This is a genomic window from Ruegeria sp. HKCCA5463, from assembly GCF_013034175.1.
Taxonomy (GTDB): Bacteria; Pseudomonadota; Alphaproteobacteria; order Rhodobacterales; family Rhodobacteraceae; genus Ruegeria.
This window is the reverse complement of the sequence record NZ_WQFL01000010.1, coordinates 57,819-73,250: the sequence shown is the minus strand read 5'-3', so window position 1 is coordinate 73,250 and position 15,432 is coordinate 57,819. Positions and strand designations below refer to the sequence as shown.

The window sequence follows — 15,432 nt, the reverse complement described above, 5'->3', positions numbered from 1 at the left end:
GCTAGCTATTTTCAAAAACCATGAAACTTGGCCGGACGATAGATGCTTCAGGAAACCCTTGCGAGAGACGTAAACGAAAACCCTACCCAGGCGGGAGTTCCCCGGCACGAGGCGACGCATCGCCAGTACAACATGATCGATCTCTTCGCCGGGTGTGGCGGCCTGTCTCTTGGATTCGAGAACGCGGGTTTTACGCCGGTATTCGTCAACGAGTTGAACGAGGATGCCCAGGCCACTTACCTCATGAACCGCCATCATTCGCTTGGCGGGATGAAATTCTCGGAAAACGACGCGTTGCACTGCAACGACGCGCACGAGTTGAAGGGAAAGCGGCTCGAACAGTTGGTCAGCGACCTATCCCAGGTTCCCGGTGTTGAATTGGCTTTCGATACCGCGTCAAAGAAGAGCGGGGGCGGCAGCAACCTCGATGTCTTGACCGGCGGCCCGCCTTGCCAGGGCTATTCCGGCATTGGCATCCGCCGTTCGTATTCCGTTGACAAGAAAGACCTGCCGTCGAACCAGCTTTACCAGCGGATGGCCAGCGTAATTCGCCGGATGCGGCCCCGTGTTTTTCTTTTCGAGAACGTGCGCGGCCTACTGACCTCCAAGTGGACCCGGGACGGCGGCGAGCGCATTTTCCCGGATGTCCGGGACGAGTTTCGGGCCATTCCTGGCTACGAGGTACGCTGGTCCTTGGTCTATGCCAAGGACTACGGCGTTCCCCAGAACCGGCCGCGGGTCTTGCTTGTTGGCGTGCGTCGCGACGTGTTGGAAGCCTGCGACTTTCTCGATCCCAAGGCCGACCCGGAAGACGCGGTCGCCTGCGGGTTCCTTCCGGCGGGAAGCCCGGGCGAGTTTCCCGACCTGAAAGACCTTCTCGGCGATCTCGTCGATGACACGGTGGCCGAGGTTCTGCGCAGTCGAAACTTCGAGCGCGGCACCTTTGAAACAACGGCTTACCCGCGACCCGCGCGCACCGCGATCCAGAAGTCCCTTCGCACCGCGCCTTCTTGGTACGAGGGCCGGGGCATTCGCTTGACCGAGCAGGAGTATTCAAAGCACAAGCCGGCCGTGGTCGAGAAGTTCGACCACATGATCAGGAACGCGGGCGAAATTCCCGAAGAGTGGCGCACCAAGAAGTTTTCCCAACGCCTATTGAAACCGAGCTGGGGCAACCAGGAGCCAAATATCACGGCCACGTCGCTACCAGATGATTACGTTCATTACTCGCAGCCGCGTATCTTGACCGTGAGGGAGTGGGCGCGCCTACAACTCTTCCCGGATTGGTACCGTTTCGCGGGTAAGCGAACCACGGGTGGAATTCGACGTGCGGGCAATCCGCGCGAGGGTATTTTTGACCGCGAGGTCCCCAAGTACACCCAGATCGGCAATGCCGTGCCGGTTGGCCTTGCGGAACGCGTGGGGTCTCATTTCAAAAGAATCTTGGACGAAGCTATAGGGTAATGCTCGAAAAATCGGACACGAGCGTTGGAGAGGTATTGACCCTCTTCAACGAAACCGGCTTGGACGTGGGCCTGCTTGTCCCGACGCCGACCGGCTTGAAGAAATCGATCATGGATGCCACGGCAACGTTTCGGGATTTCCTGCTCGATGCAAAGGTCCATGACTTTTCGACCCAAGCCCAGGGCCAAGAACACAAGGTCGTTGTCCCGGCGAGGATGGTTTTCGCGAAGGGGTCGAAGCCGACGAAAGTGTCCCTTTACCGGCCCACCACGAAGAAGGGCGACCCTCGTATCTGCGTTTACGGCCTCAAGGCGCACGCGGTTCCTTACAACTTGCTGGCCCTGTTTGTTTGGGATGGCTTGTTGCACGTCGTTAATTGCAGCGACCCTGAAATCCTACGATCAATAAAGGACCCGGGTTCGCCGCTTGGGGCAATCGCGCAAGCCGCACGACCGGGACTATCACCCGAGGCAGAAGAATTGCTCGACCTGCTACGTGACATCGGTGCACGCGGGTGGATTCCAACCATGCGCCCGGGCGATACGGGTATCGGGATGACGTTAGAGACCTTGTTGGGGATCGAGGCCAATTCGAGCAAGCTTCCCGATTTCAAGGGGATCGAGATCAAGGCAAAGAGGGCAGGGCGCAAGCGCAAGAACCGCGTGAACCTGTTTAGCCAGGTCCCCAACTGGAAGCTATCGCCGCTCGGGTCGAACAAGGCCTTGCTTGATGCCCATGGCTATGAGGTTGACGGCCGCAGGCAGCTCTACTGCACGATCTCTGGGAAGATGGCCAATCCAAACGGTTTCGTGTTGTCGATCGACGGCGAGAAGGACTGGCTGCGGCAAAACCACGTGGAGGCCGAGAGGGTCACGCGCATGGCGGTGTGGGAGCTTTCCAAGCTAAGAGATCGATTGACATCCAAGCATCGCCAAACGTTCTGGATTTCCGCCGAGACGAGGGGCAGGGGGGAAAGCGAGGAATTCCACTACGTGCAAGTCGAACACACGCGCGCGCCCCGGGTGCGAAATTTCGAAGCCCTTGTGGAGGCGGGCGTGATAACCTTGGACTACACGTTATACGAAAGGGGAAAGGGTGGTTCGGTTGGCGACCATGGTTACCTGTTCAAGGTGAACCCGAAGGACTTCAACGCGTTGTTCCCACCCTCTGAATACCATGGGCTCGTTGCCTGACCTTCCAACCCGGGGTGAAAAGCGGAAGATTACGAACCTTGGCCGCTTCCTGCGGGCGTGGTTCCAGGACAACAGCCGGGAGTTTCCGTGGCGCGAGCCGGGCACCGGGGACTACGAAAGGATTTGCGTCGAGGTATTGCTCCAGCGCACCAGGGCGCAAACGGTGGCCAAGATTTACGAGGATTTTTTCGCGCGTTTTCCCGATTGGGAAGAAATCGCCCAAACGGAAGAGCAGGACCTAGGCGAGTTCTTAAAGCCGCTTGGATTGTGGCGCCGCCGCGCAACAAGTCTTAAGAAACTGGCCACGTACGCGGCGGATCGAGACGGCCTCTTCCCCGGAAACGAGGCCGAACTCGAGAACGTTCCCGCGGTTGGCCAATACGTGGCCAATGCCGTTCTTCTCTTCCAGCACGGGCAACGTAAACCGCTTCTCGACGTGAACATGGCGCGTCTCATCGAAAGGTACGTTCGCCCGCGCAGGCTTGCGGACATCCGTCATGACCCATGGCTACAATCTGCTGCCCATTGGTTGGTTAGGGAAGGCAATCCAATTGAAACGAACTGGGCGGTTTTGGATTTTGCTTCATCGGTCTGTCGCCGCCCAGTACCAAGCTGCCATCAATGTAATATCCAAACTAAGTGCTCTAAACGGATCACATTATGAACCAAACTTTAGCCATTGATTACGCAAAACTCTGCTCCAAAACGGATGGTAAACCACTCTAGATCAGCTCTCAATTTAGGCGAACGTGTCGTTTTTCCCAACTTCATCGCTGCGCAAAAGGTATTTCTGTTCAGGACCTATGGGAAACGTCGCTGTTGACTGAAAACAATTTCTGGTCCGTAGAAATCACAACGTCCGCCCCAATAGGGATTGCAGGATTTTTCCTAGTACCGTGCCCCACGACATCAGTAGTTACGATAGGAATACCTAAATCAGATCCTATTCTGGCCAAGATGTCGTTTACAGTCATTGATTTCTGCACCTCTTCGGGACGCTCGGAATTGGAGGAAGGAGAGAAAACAATCCCCTTCAAACCAGAGAGGAAACCAGAATGGCGCAAACTCACAAGAATCTGCTCAATTTCGGATGGGCTTGTGTTTGTGTCTTCTACAAAGAAGATGCCCCTACGTAGTGTATCCATACGTACGTTTGCGAGTAGTAGGCCGAGGCAAAAGCACTTCAAGTTTCCCCCAAACAACTTGCCTGTCGCGCTCCCATCACAAACGGCATGGAACTCTGCTGCGGGAATTGGCGAAAAGCCAACCCAATCGAAATCTGATCTAAACTGCCGCAGGTCGCCAAAGCTCGTTTCATGTAGCTTTCCCGCCACGTTTGGCCCTAGAAACGTAACCAAGTTGGTTCGGTCCGTTAGATCGTTCAATAGTACTGTCGTGTCGCTAAACCCTAGGATTGGTTTAGCAGCTGATCGCGCTAGATCATACGGAACACGCCCAATAAGATGATTGGCTCCTTTTCCTCCCCATGCGGCCAAAAGCAACCGGATCTCCGACCTCGAAAGGAAGTTCGAGATGTCGTCAGCTCTGCAACTAATTGATTCTTCATCAAATTTAATATCTTTCAAATAGACGCTTTGACCAAGGTCAACCCGCCATCCTATTTTTCGTAAATGATCAATGTTCTTCTCAAGCGACGCAAAGCGGCGCTCATTTAGCGCGTCCGAGGGGTTGAATACGCCTATACTACCATTGTGACCCGGCAGGTTGAGGCGAACCTGAGTTGCGAAACGTTTATGCGGAATTTCTCTTTCTGGCATGCGGGTTTTCCCAAAGCTGATGCAATTCAAATCTGCTTCCTTGTCGAGAAAGCACTATAGCGCTGCCCAAACCAAACTTGATTGCGTAAGGACGTTCTGAAGGAATATCCAGAAAATGATATACTACCGACTTAAGCATACCAGCGTGGGTCACTACGAAAACTTCTCGACCACTTGTTTCATCCAACTGACCAAGTGCTTGCGAGAACCTTTCGACCATCGCTTCATCGCTTTCAACCTCACCAACTCCGTCCCAAACCAATGAAGGGTCTTCAAGCGGCAGACCACGGCTTTTTTTCCAGTCAATCAGCTGCTCTGAGGTTAGACCTTCTAGGTCTCCAAGATCCCTTTCCCGCAACAATTCGGAAGCATGCACACGGTTAGACAAGAGATCCGCCGTCTCGCGACAGCGACGCAAGTCTGAGCTTAACGCCAGCGCCGCATCAGACCCACGGGAACTCACCCAAACCCTCAACTCTTCCAGCTGCATTAGCCCCAGCTTGGAAAGGCAAGGATCGCTTGAACCGATTACTTTTGCCTGTTCATTTAGTTCAGTTGAACAATGCCTAATCAAGATCAAACGATCCAAGAATGGAGGTGTGTTCATCCGTGTAATATCCGCGGTACAGAATAATGTGGTCCAGTATCTGCAAGAGCTACACGCGCTGTAAATTTCCGGCGCAACAAGGAGCCTGGCAAATCAAGCCCTGAAACGCGAAGAACAGCCTCTTCTGAGGTATACCCCAGGGTCACATGTGGTCGAAATGAATCACCACATCCATTCAAAATCTCGCGTCCCGCCAAGGAGTCCAAACCTAGAAGCGAATCTTGAAGCTGGGACAGTGCTTCACTCTTCAAGAAGGGTACTTCGATCCACACCTCGCTGTTATCCGGTGCAGGCAAAAAGCACATTCCCGCAGCAACAACCTCAATTGTACCATTGAGCCCCTTAGAGGTCGCCTCCTTCCAGATCATATTTGCATCCCCAACGGAACCACGAAACTGAACTATGGTGGCGTGGGGCAAATAATCCTCGCCAAGTGCAAACTCTGAGGTGTACGAATTCTTACTTAACTCGCTGTAACTTATCCATTCTTTGTTCTCAGTGTCGCCAAAAGCCAAAACGAATGCCAGAGCTGACATGTATCTTCTCTCCTTCTATTTTTTGTCATCTAATTCCAGACCTTCCACGAATGAAATCCGGCTTCAACTTCTGGCCCGGCTCGATCGGTGAACTGTCGCGATTGTACCAGCCATCGACGGGAAACTCCAATTTTGAAGTTCCAATCCAGTCGCGAATAACAGCGCGAGTACGGTGCCGAAGTTCGGCCGATCCGTCGCTCAAGCTCCTAACCTTCGTGATCAACGGCACCAAGATGTACTCGTCGAACATACCATCCAAGCTGCAACTCAGCTCAACCACTTCGTTTTCTGGATCGTCGACAGTTCGCCCCCACGAGCTATTGATGCCGGCTATCCTTTCATGTCTTGATAAAATCTTAAACGAAAGAGCATCTCTCCACGCAATTTTGAGCTCTCCAGAAACTCTGTCCTTGTACAGCACGACATTCTGCGCATGAGGCTCGGGTATTAATCCAAACTCAGAAATGAACAAAAATACGGAATCTATCAGAGGCAGTAGGACACTCTCCCAAATATGGTCCACTAGCGACTTTCCTGCTGGTGGCTCGATGAAATCGGCTACAATGGGAGAATAATCTCTGGCCATCAGTGAGAACAATGGAACGATTGCATCCGGCATCTCAACTGTACCATTTTTGGTATCGGGAAGTAGGTTGCGAAAAATACAAACAGATTGTCCAATTGGTCCTATTCCCTCAAACAAATCCGCGCTAACAAAGCCTGTTTCTTGGAACCAGGAAATCTCTGCATCGCAATCAATAAGCGTTTGCTTGATATATTCGCTTAGGCCTAGTGAATCCTTTGCCTTTCTCAACGTCAGCGGGGAACTAAACCTTCCCAAGACCATTGGGTAACTTAATTTGACAAAATAGGGTTCTGGAGAGTTAAGCGAAACGAACATCGTTCGGGGTGCCGCAGACGCAACACATCTCAAATCCCCGTCGCTTTGCCGATACTGGTCGAGATAGTCTGGCTTCAAGAACCTAGAACAATCCGGGTGAATTGGTATTCCAAACGTATCCAAAGAGGCTCCATCCGGATGCGTGCCGGAGAAATTGAACCCACTGTCTTCGCCTGGAGAAATGCAAACCACTCCAAACGATCTCTTGCTGTACCTCGGGTGCGTTGGTGGTGAGACACTTCTTACATGGCTTACCTTGTTTGGAGAACCATCATTGATCAATCTCTCAAGATTCGACCAATTTCCGATAGTCATACAAACCACGTCTAGCTCCTCAACCTTGCGCTGGAGTGAGTTACGAAACCAATCGCAGACGCATCCGCCGACTTTGAATAAGCGTACATTGAGGTGTCCCCAAAGTAGTCCCCTTGAGTGGAGAGGCAGTTACGCACCGTTTGTCGCAAAAAATCGACAATCTCATTGAACCTTGCGTCAGGACACCTCGAGTGACGTGCTATTTCTCTCGCCATCGGCACCAGAAAGTACTCACAGAGTTTAAAATCAAACGAAAAGCTTCGTCGTTTTTCTAGATCGGCATCGTCAGCACTCAAATATTTGTATGTGAGAAAATTATCGCTTTTGGCAAAGGATTGATCGACATAAACATCTTGCATATCACGAATACATGGAACAACGCGCCGCCCATCATTAGAGAAAGCGAAAACAACGTTTTGCGCGTTTAGTTCAGGCATCAATCCATATCGTAGTGCCAGATTGAAGTACAACTCGATTAAAGAGATCAGAATTTTCTTAACCGCAATCTCCTCAGTCCATGCGAAGTGAGTTTGCAGGGCTGAAAACACCGAGTGTTTTCCGTAAACTGGTTTTGCAAATAGCGAGAATCCGGGAACAAATTTGAACTCTGCTACCGAGAGACCGCGTGGGAACAGCGGACGAATGATGTTGCCAAATCCCTTGTGAAGCCCGGAATCAAGAAAATGGCCCGTGGCTTCTTCATAGTAGCTCCAGTCTTCGTTTCTTTCGTCGTAAGCTTCACTAAAGAGCCTCGACCTTTCTAATGAAGCCATCCACTTGTACAAATACAAATCTCGTTCGAAGCGCCCTATTTTGTTGGGGTAGTGCAGTTTCAACTGAAGTACTGGGACGCTATCACGGTAGATTACAACTGTGCGCCCTGACCCCGTTGGCGAAAACCTTAGATCCGTCTCATGAACGTCCGCATGCGCTAATTTTGACAAATCGGCCGCTACGTCGGGGTGACATGGAAGTAGTGTAGTCCCAGTTTCTATTTCTCCAGATTGAAGATCGAGTAGATCACTTCCCTTCAAAGTAACATCTCGAGAAGCAACGCCCAAAGCGGGCAGACGAAAGAGCTGCTCCTTACGAAATGGCCCGTGCGCCCATTCTCCGGACACTTTGTGTCCACTAGGCGAGCCATCATTCCAATACCTCTCAAAAACTAGCCATGAACTAATGGCATCAGAGTGAGATATGAGCTTATGTGCATCACTGAGGAGCAATTCGCTCCAAGAGGGTTTCCTATCCATGTGCACATTTCTCTAATTCTTTTTGTAATAGCTTACACATCTACGAACAAAGCTAGCCAGTTTGCCTTCTGAACCTGACTTGTAAACCAGTTCGTACCAAGGGCTTTCAGAACCGCGAACATCCGGGCTTCCGTAAGGAAAAAGGAAAACTACATCATCGACGACTATCGCACCAAACATGAAGCAGCTATCAACTGTTTCGACTTTGACACGGCTTCGGCTATTTTCGTTCACCCAGTTGGCGAGCGACGTGCTGATTTCGGCTGGGAAATTGTCTGCCCAGTTTACATTGTAGTTAATATTCTTGCTCTCATGCCATGATTTTTCTTCTTCAATGCGATTGGCAACGCCTGGGTTTGTCCCTGACCCGGTAAGTATGGTGGCTGACATCGCAGCGTTTTGATTGATCTGTTCAGAAAGCCGTTGAAGGATGCTTCTATTATTGAACAAAATTCCTAGACCGAGACCAAACGCGTAAAATTCTCTGTGGGCACCCGAAATAGCCTCGATGAGTCTTGCGATTAATTTTGGGTCATTGGCATCTTGGTAAACGCCCAAGAGACCCTCCTGTTCAATTACCGTTTTCAACTCGTCACTTTCCGCTCCGAGTCGCTGCTGATGATGGTCGATGATCAAGGCGACAAGCGCCGCGCCTGCTATTGTCGCTCCGATAAACACAGCTGTTTCGAAGATTATTCCATCCCAAACCTCCGTCACCAAAGCTTGCTGAGGATCAGCAAAGAGTGCTTTCAATAAGAACCCGGTGAACAGAATAACTGACGATATCGCTAGAACTGCTACGTAGAAGTAGAGGAATCGCCTGCGCTTGACTGAGAGAGTTTCAGGAGTCACTGGTCTTTCTCCTCCTTACGATTGAAGTGATATGTTCGATGGTTTTCGATGTTGACCAACTGTCATGAAAGTTGAGCGCCTTCACAACTCCACCATAGCTCCTAACAAACTCTGAACCTACGATTTCGTCTAAACTATAGTCACCGCCCTTCGCCAATACGTCGGGACGAACCTTTTCGACGACCGACTTTGGCGTGTCATCGCTTTCAGAGCCGAAGGTCAACACCCAATCAACCGGTCTCAGTGCTTGCAAGGTTTCCACCCGATCCGCCAGAGAAACAATCGGGCGGTCTTCACCTTTAAGCCGGCGCACCGACTCATCGTTGTTGACGGCCACCACCAGATGTGTCCCAAGACTGCGAGCTTCTTGCAGTGATCGCACATGCCCCACATGCAAAAGATCAAAACATCCGTTCGTCATCACAATAATTCCGCCAGCCGCCCGAGCCATCTCTATAGATTTCAAAATACTATCCTGCTTCACATCGATCCCATGGACTTTCAAAATACGATGCACCTCGCGCAATGATTGCGAAGCTAAACTATTGTAAGTTGGGCGGCGGAAAACGCTCAGCCAAACAAAGCCAGAGTATCGCCAAGTCAAGCCATTGCAAAGCAACTTCTACGGGAAAACTCGCCGGTTCGGTGGGCAACGTTTCTTCGTGAAGCATCATCAACAATCTCAAGGCGCGTGATTCATAGCCGGCTGTGTTTCCAGCATTTCCCTGGTTACAACGCCTGTGCCACTTTGCATCACTGAAATGGTACCCGCCTTTATTGCTCTTCGCGCTGCGTCTTCCATACTTAGGTTTCTAGCAAGGCCGTCTGCCAACGAAGCAATCACGACATCGCCAGCACCCGTTACATCCCGAGCCGATACCCTATTCGCCGAAATGTGAAGCATGTCTCTACCCGCCTCCAACAAGTATCCGCCGCTGACCCCAGCTGTAACCAGGAGTGCATCGAGCGAAAGCGATCGGCGGAGGGTTTCGGCTTCGTGGGGGAACTCTGCGCTTGAAACAGGCGTGCCTGTTGCCTGCTCAAACTCAACCGCGTTGGGTGTTGCAACAGAAGCTCCTCGGTAGCATTCAAACTCTTGTCGTTTAGGATCGACACAAATTCTAAGGCCCGCTTTCCTTGCAGCTTGAATGTAGACTTGTGGATCTACGAGTGTACCCTTGTCGTAGTCTGACAGCACAACAATCTTCGCACTGTGAATTTGTGACGTGAAATCGCAAGCTAGTTTTGAAGCGTCCACAGCAGAAAACTGTCTCTCAAAATCGACGCGAAATAGGTGGCGCCCATTTTGAATCAACCGTGTCTTCACAATGGTCGGAGCAGAGGTCGATTCAAGACAAGATACTATCCCCAAAGCGCTCATCATGGATCGAAGTTGCGCAGCTTCTGGGTCTTGCCCAACCAACCCAAATGCTTTGACATCCGCACCCAAGCCCTTCAAGTTGGCCGCAACATTTGCACCGCCGCCTAAAGCAACCTGTGTTTTATCAACGGAGAGGATAGGAACAGGTGCCTCAGGAGAGAGTCGCGTTACCTGGCCGTGAACATATCGATCGAGCATAACGTCACCGACAACAAAGACGGGTTTTGTACAATCAGACATCACGTTCAAATCTTTCTAGCGGCGTCACTTTAGAGTACGCCTCACAATCTATTGGGTACATGGTCTGTATTAGCCCAGGAGGGGCACTTGTCACCAGTCGCCTTTTTTGATCGAGATGGCACGCTTATCGAAGATCAAAGCTACCAATTTGATGAGAACAAATTTGTTTGGCACCCTGGTGCCCTTGACGCAATATGCCACCTTAAATCAAACGGTTGGAAGATAGTTGTGGTCACTAACCAATCAGCGGTAGCACGTGGTTTTTGCACTGAGTCCGAGGTGATGAATTTTCACGCGGCGATGGTTCGCAGTGCAAATGAAGTCGGAGCCACTATTGACGCTTTCGAATTCTGCCCCTTTCTACCAGGTGCACCGCTAGCAAGTTTTCGAAGCTCTAACCATCCGGATCGCAAACCCAATCCAGGTATGATTCACAGGCACCTGCCCAAGATGAAGCAACACCGTCAAAAATCATTTCTGGTTGGGGACAGAGATACTGACATTGAAGCCGCACACAACGCTGGTATTGCCGGGTATCTTTATCGACCGGGGCAAAATATGATGCAGTTAATTAAAAAGATAGTCGCAGTTTATCAATAGGTTAAGTTATGAAGATAAAGAATGAGCCTTGCGTTATCGAGAAGTATCTAGAGCAAAGTATTGATACCGTAAAGCATGTGCGAAACTCATCAAGTGTGCTGTTGAGAATGACCTCGTGTATCGCAGAAGCAGTGAGCGAGCAACGTACGGTTTTTTTGTGTGGAAATGGCGGCTCGTTTTCAATGGCGCAACACTTCGCTGCAGAAATGTCTGGTAAATTCGAAGCCGACCGCTCAGGATTTCGAGCTCATACATTGGGTTCGAATGGGGCCACATTGACAGCACTTTCAAATGATTTCGGCTACAACCACGTATTTGCACGTGAACTTACGGCACAATCAAAAACGGGTGACGTATTGATTGCGATGTCGACATCCGGAACTTCTTCAAACATTGTCATGGCACTTGAAACTGCCAAGGACTTGGATATCAAATGTCTAGGATTCACAGGCGTCGGAGAGGCTAAATTCAAGCGTCTATGTGATGTAGTATTCGAAGCCAGTTCTGAACGAACTGCTTTCGTTCAAGAGGCACACCTTGTCGCGTTGCATGCTATTTGCGCGAAACTGGATTCAGTGTTTTCTTCCTGAAACCCCATCGCACACTTGTACTACGATTCTAGGTCGTTTTCGCTGAAGGTCCTCAATGAAACCAGGCAATTAAAATGAACATAATAAACCGTATTGGACTCCAAGGAAATCCCAATAACATATTGTTTTTACTAGAAGGTTAGACGCAAAATTCAAACACATAATCTGTCTTATGTTGATAATACCACAAAGCCGAACTTCCCCCCAAACCAACTCAGCACGTCTGCCCTAGTTACCGTCCTCGGCGGGCGCACCGAACTGCCACTTGCCAGCAATGTGCCGCGGGCACGGGCTCAGCCCAGCAACATTCTACAAGCTGAAGTCCAAGTACGGCGGCATGGAGGTGTCGGAGGCCGCGCAGCTAAAGGCGCTGGAGGACGAGAACGCCAAGCTGAAGCGGTTGCTGGCCGATACAATCCTGCCCCCTGCCGGAATCTACCCCACTCTCGTTATGAACGAGGGACGACCGGGCGGCAGGTCAGAGGTAGTAGAAGCTGGAGTTCAACTATCGCTCACATCTGTTCGGAGTCTTGCAGCAATTTTGAGGCAGCTGTAGCCGACTCTCTAACCTGCTCAGCTAGAGCACTTTCCTCCCGTATCGTTCCGGGAAGAAGCCTAGCCAAAGTAGAAATCCCAAGTGATGCAACCGCAAATCCGTCTTTATCGAGAATGGGAGCACCAATACACGCTATCTCTGAGTTGTTTTCACGATCATCATAGGAAATGCCCCCATCAACAACCGCATCCAATTCGCGTTTTAGGGCAGCCATGCTGGTGATCGTATTTTTTGTCAGTTGTTCAAAGTGGATCGAACGCAGGAGCGCGTTCCTCTCGAAATTTGGTAAGAAGGCTAACAAAGACTTTCCAACAGCACTGCAATACAGCTCATCCACGTCGCCGGGAGCCTGGCGGATCGATACTTTTGCATCTTTTGACAGCGCTACCTCTGCCAGCACCGCGTGCTTCTCTCTCAAAATGGCAATATGTGCGATCTGACCGGTGACTTCTGCCAGTTCCACGACAATAGGATGCAGGCTCTCGATCATCCGATCGACGGCCGAGAAGCTCTGCGAAATGTCACGCAGCTTGTTCCCTGGGCCGTATGTCTTGCCAATCGGCAGGCGAGCGACATAGTCAAGTGTTTCGAGAGTTCTCAGTACTCGGTGCGTGCTTGCCATATCCATATCAAAGGCCTCCGCAATGTCTTTGAGACGGACGGACCGACGGCTAAACGCTATAAACTCCAGAACTTCCAATCCACGTGCAAGAGATTGTGCGGGAAGTGATTTTGAAGACTTGCCAACCATAAAGAACCTTCGAAGAGACCTCAGATTTCTGCACTTAGGCCAGACCTAAGCCCGGCCACAACTTTCTTCAATAGAAATTTATTTCTCAAAGCCTTTCTCGGCTTCTGCCACGAGTTCCCTTCTGCACTCAAGACGAGTGCGCATCAGTAGCTCGAGAGCTATTGCTTATACCAACTGATTCAACGAATTTTGAACTGTAATTTGGATTGAAGCAACCTGCTTTGCCACACTTTCCAGAATGTCGAATCCGAAATTCTAAAAAATTGTCTTATTTACAATTCTTCCAGCCTACGTCTCTCCGAAAAAACTACACCTGCAAGTTGCTCAACGTGTGCGTGACGGCGTTTCAGAAACCACTCTCGTATAAACAACACCGAAAAGTTCGAGCAAGGTGCTTCCGGACCGCCCCCCTGCGCAGGATGCGCGCTGTTTTTTGCCACTTGCTCAATCCAAATCAGCTTGGAAGCACGTAGCACACACGCATTGCGCAGAGGGGGGGACCTTGCGGTACCTCTGCACGTAGTGCGTCATCCACCATACATCAGATTTGGCAGAAAAAGGGACAGGACTGGAAAGGCGAAGATGATCGCTAGAACGATGAACTCGACCTGCAAAAACCACCAGATCCCTCTGTAGATTTCGCCAAAACTGAAATTCGGCGCCACGCTTTTTAGAACAAAAGCATTCAATCCCACCGGTGGTGTGATCAGCCCGATTTCCAGGGCCTTTGTGACAAGCACACCAATCCAAATCGCATCAAACCCGAGTTTCGTCAGCGCGGGCAGGAATATTGGAACCGTCAGGAACATCACCGAAATCGGATCGATGAAGAGCCCAAGGATTAGCATGAGGATCAAATAGAGGATCATAAGCACATGCGGGTGCACCTCCATTCCGACAATGGCCTCGGTGATGGCATGGGATGTACCGCTGACCGCAAGGAACGAGGTAAAGATCAGAGCGCCGACCATGATGATGAATATCACCGACGTGGTCTTAGCGGTTTCAAGAAACACGTTACCAAGGATTTTCCAGCTCAAGTTTCCGCGGCACAGGGCAATCAGAAATGCTCCCGCCGCCCCCATTGCACCGGCTTCCGTTGGGGTGAAGATCCCGGCATAGATCCCGCCGATCACAATGACCGCCAGAAGGACAGCGGCCCAGATATTCTTGATCGCTGCGATTTTCTCGGGCTTCGTCGCGGGCGGCAGTGGCGGGGCAAGCTCCGGCTGCCGCAAAACGCGCACATAGATCATGAGACCAAAGGCCAATGCAGTCAGTAGTCCCGGAATGATCCCAGCAATGAAAAGGCGCGGAATGGATTCCTGAGCAATGATGCCGAACACAATCAAAACAACGCTGGGCGGAATCATCCCTGCGAGCGTCCCCACCGTGGCAATGCACCCAGCAGCCAGCCGGCGGTCGATATTTGCCTTCATCATCTCGGGCAGAGCGACCTTGCCAAAAATCGCGGTGGTCGAGGTGGTGGACCCGGAGCATGCCGCAAAACCGACCGCAGCCATGGTGGTTGCCAAAACAAGACTTCCCCGGATGTGCCCAACCAGAGACCGAGCGGCGCGGAACATGTCATCCGTGACGCCCGAAGCAATTGCCATATGCCCCATCAACAGAAAAAGCGGTACGGCGCTCAGAGAGTAGCCGGAGCCAATGTCGAACAGGCGCGCGCCAAGGGTCTTCAGTGCCGATTCAACACCTCGTGTTGCCGCGAACCCGACCGCTCCGGCCAGCAACAAAGAAAATCCGACTGGCACGCGCAAAGCCAAAAGCAAACCTGCGCCAGCAACGACCAGAACTGGGATCGTGGGGTCCATCTTACACCTCCTCGTGCTGGGGTTCGTGACGCTCTTCAATCAGAGAATCCTGAAACACCAACTGGTAAAATTGTTTGAGGAAGCGCGCTGCCAGAAAGAACAACCCGATCGGGATCATGATCCTCGCAGGCCAGGTCACAACGGCAATCGCGCCAAGGATGGTGTCGCCCATGGAATAGTTCTTCCAAGCCGACACGCCCGTGTACCAAGTCAGCGCGGCGATAAAGCCAAACAACACAGCAAGTTGTAGGCCTTGCACCACCTTGCGCGCCGAGCGAGGCATCTTGCCATAGAGCGCCTCGATAGCGATATGCGCGTTTTCCCGTTGCGCCAATGCCAGTCCGAGGTAGATCACAAACACAAAGGCGAGGCTGACAAAAGAGTAGGAACCCGGCACGTTCCATGGGGTCAGATATCGCACCAGCACATCTGCCACGGTAATGATCATCATGAAGGCCACGGCGGCGGCGGAGATATAGCTGAGTGTGTTTTCCAACTGTCTTTGAAGTCTGAACAACGCGGTGTCCTCCCTTGTTGAAACGCCTAATTGGCGTTTGCGAAACAGCCCGCCTCAAGGGGCGGG

The 15,432-nt window shown here is 51.3% G+C and carries 16 protein-coding genes and 1 pseudogene; 6 read left to right on the top strand and 11 right to left on the bottom strand.

The features are described 5' to 3' along the window. Positions 1-42: 42 nt before the first annotated feature. Genes GOW09_RS18825 through GOW09_RS18815 form a run of 3 tightly spaced genes read left to right on the top strand, consistent with a single transcriptional unit; the run spans position 43 to position 3,321 of the window. Positions 43-1,464, top strand: coding sequence for a DNA cytosine methyltransferase (locus tag GOW09_RS18825; RefSeq protein WP_171120036.1), 1,422 nt, complete (start codon positions 43-45; stop codon positions 1,462-1,464). Further along, the gene (locus GOW09_RS18820; RefSeq protein WP_217360291.1) at positions 1,464-2,657 is read left to right on the top strand and encodes an MvaI/BcnI family restriction endonuclease; all 1,194 of its coding nucleotides are present in this window, start codon (positions 1,464-1,466) and stop codon (positions 2,655-2,657) included. Before GOW09_RS18825 ends, GOW09_RS18820 begins: the two co-directional genes overlap by 1 nt. After that, complete coding sequence (locus GOW09_RS18815) at positions 2,650-3,321, top strand: endonuclease III domain-containing protein (RefSeq protein WP_253285096.1); 672 nt, start codon at positions 2,650-2,652, stop codon at positions 3,319-3,321. The genes GOW09_RS18820 and GOW09_RS18815 overlap by 8 nt, the downstream gene beginning before the upstream one ends. Before the next feature lie 130 nt (positions 3,322-3,451). Here GOW09_RS18815 and GOW09_RS18810 read toward each other — a convergent pair whose 3' ends face one another. From GOW09_RS18810 to GOW09_RS18775, 8 genes are all read right to left on the bottom strand, one after another. Then, on the bottom strand, positions 3,452-4,435 hold the full coding sequence (locus GOW09_RS18810; protein ID WP_171120033.1) for an LD-carboxypeptidase: 984 nt from the start codon (positions 4,433-4,435) through the stop codon (positions 3,452-3,454). Further along, positions 4,410-5,042: a histidine phosphatase family protein gene (locus tag GOW09_RS18805; RefSeq protein ID WP_171120032.1), complete on the bottom strand. Its 633-nt coding sequence runs from the start codon at positions 5,040-5,042 to the stop codon at positions 4,410-4,412. Before GOW09_RS18805 ends, GOW09_RS18810 begins: the two co-directional genes overlap by 26 nt. Further along, positions 5,039-5,578: a hypothetical protein gene (locus tag GOW09_RS18800; protein ID WP_171120031.1), complete on the bottom strand. Its 540-nt coding sequence runs from the start codon at positions 5,576-5,578 to the stop codon at positions 5,039-5,041. Before GOW09_RS18800 ends, GOW09_RS18805 begins: the two co-directional genes overlap by 4 nt. A gap of 25 nt (positions 5,579-5,603) precedes the next feature. Next, on the bottom strand, positions 5,604-6,557 hold the full coding sequence (locus GOW09_RS18795; protein ID WP_217360290.1) for a hypothetical protein: 954 nt from the start codon (positions 6,555-6,557) through the stop codon (positions 5,604-5,606). Positions 6,558-6,805: 248 nt separating this feature from the next. Further along, the gene (locus GOW09_RS18790) at positions 6,806-7,915 is read right to left on the bottom strand and encodes a hypothetical protein (protein WP_171637497.1); all 1,110 of its coding nucleotides are present in this window, start codon (positions 7,913-7,915) and stop codon (positions 6,806-6,808) included. 144 nt (positions 7,916-8,059) lie between these two features. Next, the gene (locus tag GOW09_RS18785) at positions 8,060-8,899 is read right to left on the bottom strand and encodes a hypothetical protein (protein ID WP_171120028.1); all 840 of its coding nucleotides are present in this window, start codon (positions 8,897-8,899) and stop codon (positions 8,060-8,062) included. Then, entirely contained in the window at positions 8,889-9,503 is a 615-nt protein-coding gene (locus tag GOW09_RS18780) for an adenylyltransferase/cytidyltransferase family protein (protein WP_217360289.1), read from the bottom strand. The genes GOW09_RS18785 and GOW09_RS18780 overlap by 11 nt, the downstream gene beginning before the upstream one ends. Before the next feature lie 78 nt (positions 9,504-9,581). Continuing rightward, the gene (locus GOW09_RS18775) at positions 9,582-10,520 is read right to left on the bottom strand and encodes a bifunctional heptose 7-phosphate kinase/heptose 1-phosphate adenyltransferase (RefSeq protein WP_256368190.1); all 939 of its coding nucleotides are present in this window, start codon (positions 10,518-10,520) and stop codon (positions 9,582-9,584) included. A gap of 87 nt (positions 10,521-10,607) precedes the next feature. Between GOW09_RS18775 and GOW09_RS18770 the strand changes: the two genes are divergently transcribed. The 3 genes and pseudogenes from GOW09_RS18770 to GOW09_RS18760 form a co-directional block, all read left to right on the top strand. After that, the gene (locus GOW09_RS18770) at positions 10,608-11,120 is read left to right on the top strand and encodes an HAD-IIIA family hydrolase (protein WP_171120026.1); all 513 of its coding nucleotides are present in this window, start codon (positions 10,608-10,610) and stop codon (positions 11,118-11,120) included. Positions 11,121-11,128: 8 nt separating this feature from the next. Further along, positions 11,129-11,710, top strand: a complete 582-nt coding sequence (locus GOW09_RS18765; protein WP_171120025.1) for an SIS domain-containing protein — start codon at positions 11,129-11,131, stop codon at positions 11,708-11,710. A gap of 274 nt (positions 11,711-11,984) precedes the next feature. Beyond that, positions 11,985-12,131, top strand: a pseudogene (locus tag GOW09_RS18760) (transposase); the annotation flags it as partial. Positions 12,132-12,222: 91 nt separating this feature from the next. Here GOW09_RS18760 and GOW09_RS18755 read toward each other — a convergent pair. The 3 genes from GOW09_RS18755 to GOW09_RS18745 all read right to left on the bottom strand — a co-directional run bounded on the left by GOW09_RS18755 (position 12,223) and on the right by GOW09_RS18745 (position 15,366). Next, positions 12,223-13,017 (bottom strand): IclR family transcriptional regulator, encoded by a 795-nt coding sequence (locus tag GOW09_RS18755; protein WP_170456264.1) that lies wholly within the window; start codon positions 13,015-13,017, stop codon positions 12,223-12,225. 527 nt (positions 13,018-13,544) lie between these two features. Further along, a complete protein-coding gene (locus GOW09_RS18750) occupies positions 13,545-14,849 on the bottom strand; it encodes a TRAP transporter large permease (RefSeq protein ID WP_171120024.1) in 1,305 nt (434 codons plus the stop codon). 1 nt (position 14,850) lies between these two features. Further along, positions 14,851-15,366, bottom strand: a complete 516-nt coding sequence (locus tag GOW09_RS18745) for a TRAP transporter small permease (RefSeq protein ID WP_170456268.1) — start codon at positions 15,364-15,366, stop codon at positions 14,851-14,853. Between the last annotated feature and the right edge of the window lie 66 nt (positions 15,367-15,432).

Excerpts from the sequence above, each read along its gene's own strand:
- GOW09_RS18775 (WP_256368190.1), bottom strand. The coding sequence starts at position 10,520 with ATGTCTGATTGTACAAAACCCGTCTTTGTTGTCGGTGACGTTATGCTC.
- GOW09_RS18765 (WP_171120025.1), top strand. The coding sequence starts at position 11,129 with ATGAAGATAAAGAATGAGCCTTGCGTTATCGAGAAGTATCTAGAGCAA.
- GOW09_RS18755 (WP_170456264.1), bottom strand. The coding sequence starts at position 13,017 with ATGGTTGGCAAGTCTTCAAAATCACTTCCCGCACAATCTCTTGCACGT.
- GOW09_RS18800 (WP_171120031.1), bottom strand. The coding sequence starts at position 5,578 with ATGTCAGCTCTGGCATTCGTTTTGGCTTTTGGCGACACTGAGAACAAA.
- GOW09_RS18750 (WP_171120024.1), bottom strand. The coding sequence starts at position 14,849 with ATGGACCCCACGATCCCAGTTCTGGTCGTTGCTGGCGCAGGTTTGCTT.
- GOW09_RS18825 (WP_171120036.1), top strand. The coding sequence starts at position 43 with ATGCTTCAGGAAACCCTTGCGAGAGACGTAAACGAAAACCCTACCCAG.
- GOW09_RS18805 (WP_171120032.1), bottom strand. The coding sequence starts at position 5,042 with ATGAACACACCTCCATTCTTGGATCGTTTGATCTTGATTAGGCATTGT.
- GOW09_RS18820 (WP_217360291.1), top strand. The coding sequence starts at position 1,464 with ATGCTCGAAAAATCGGACACGAGCGTTGGAGAGGTATTGACCCTCTTC.
- GOW09_RS18810 (WP_171120033.1), bottom strand. The coding sequence starts at position 4,435 with ATGCCAGAAAGAGAAATTCCGCATAAACGTTTCGCAACTCAGGTTCGC.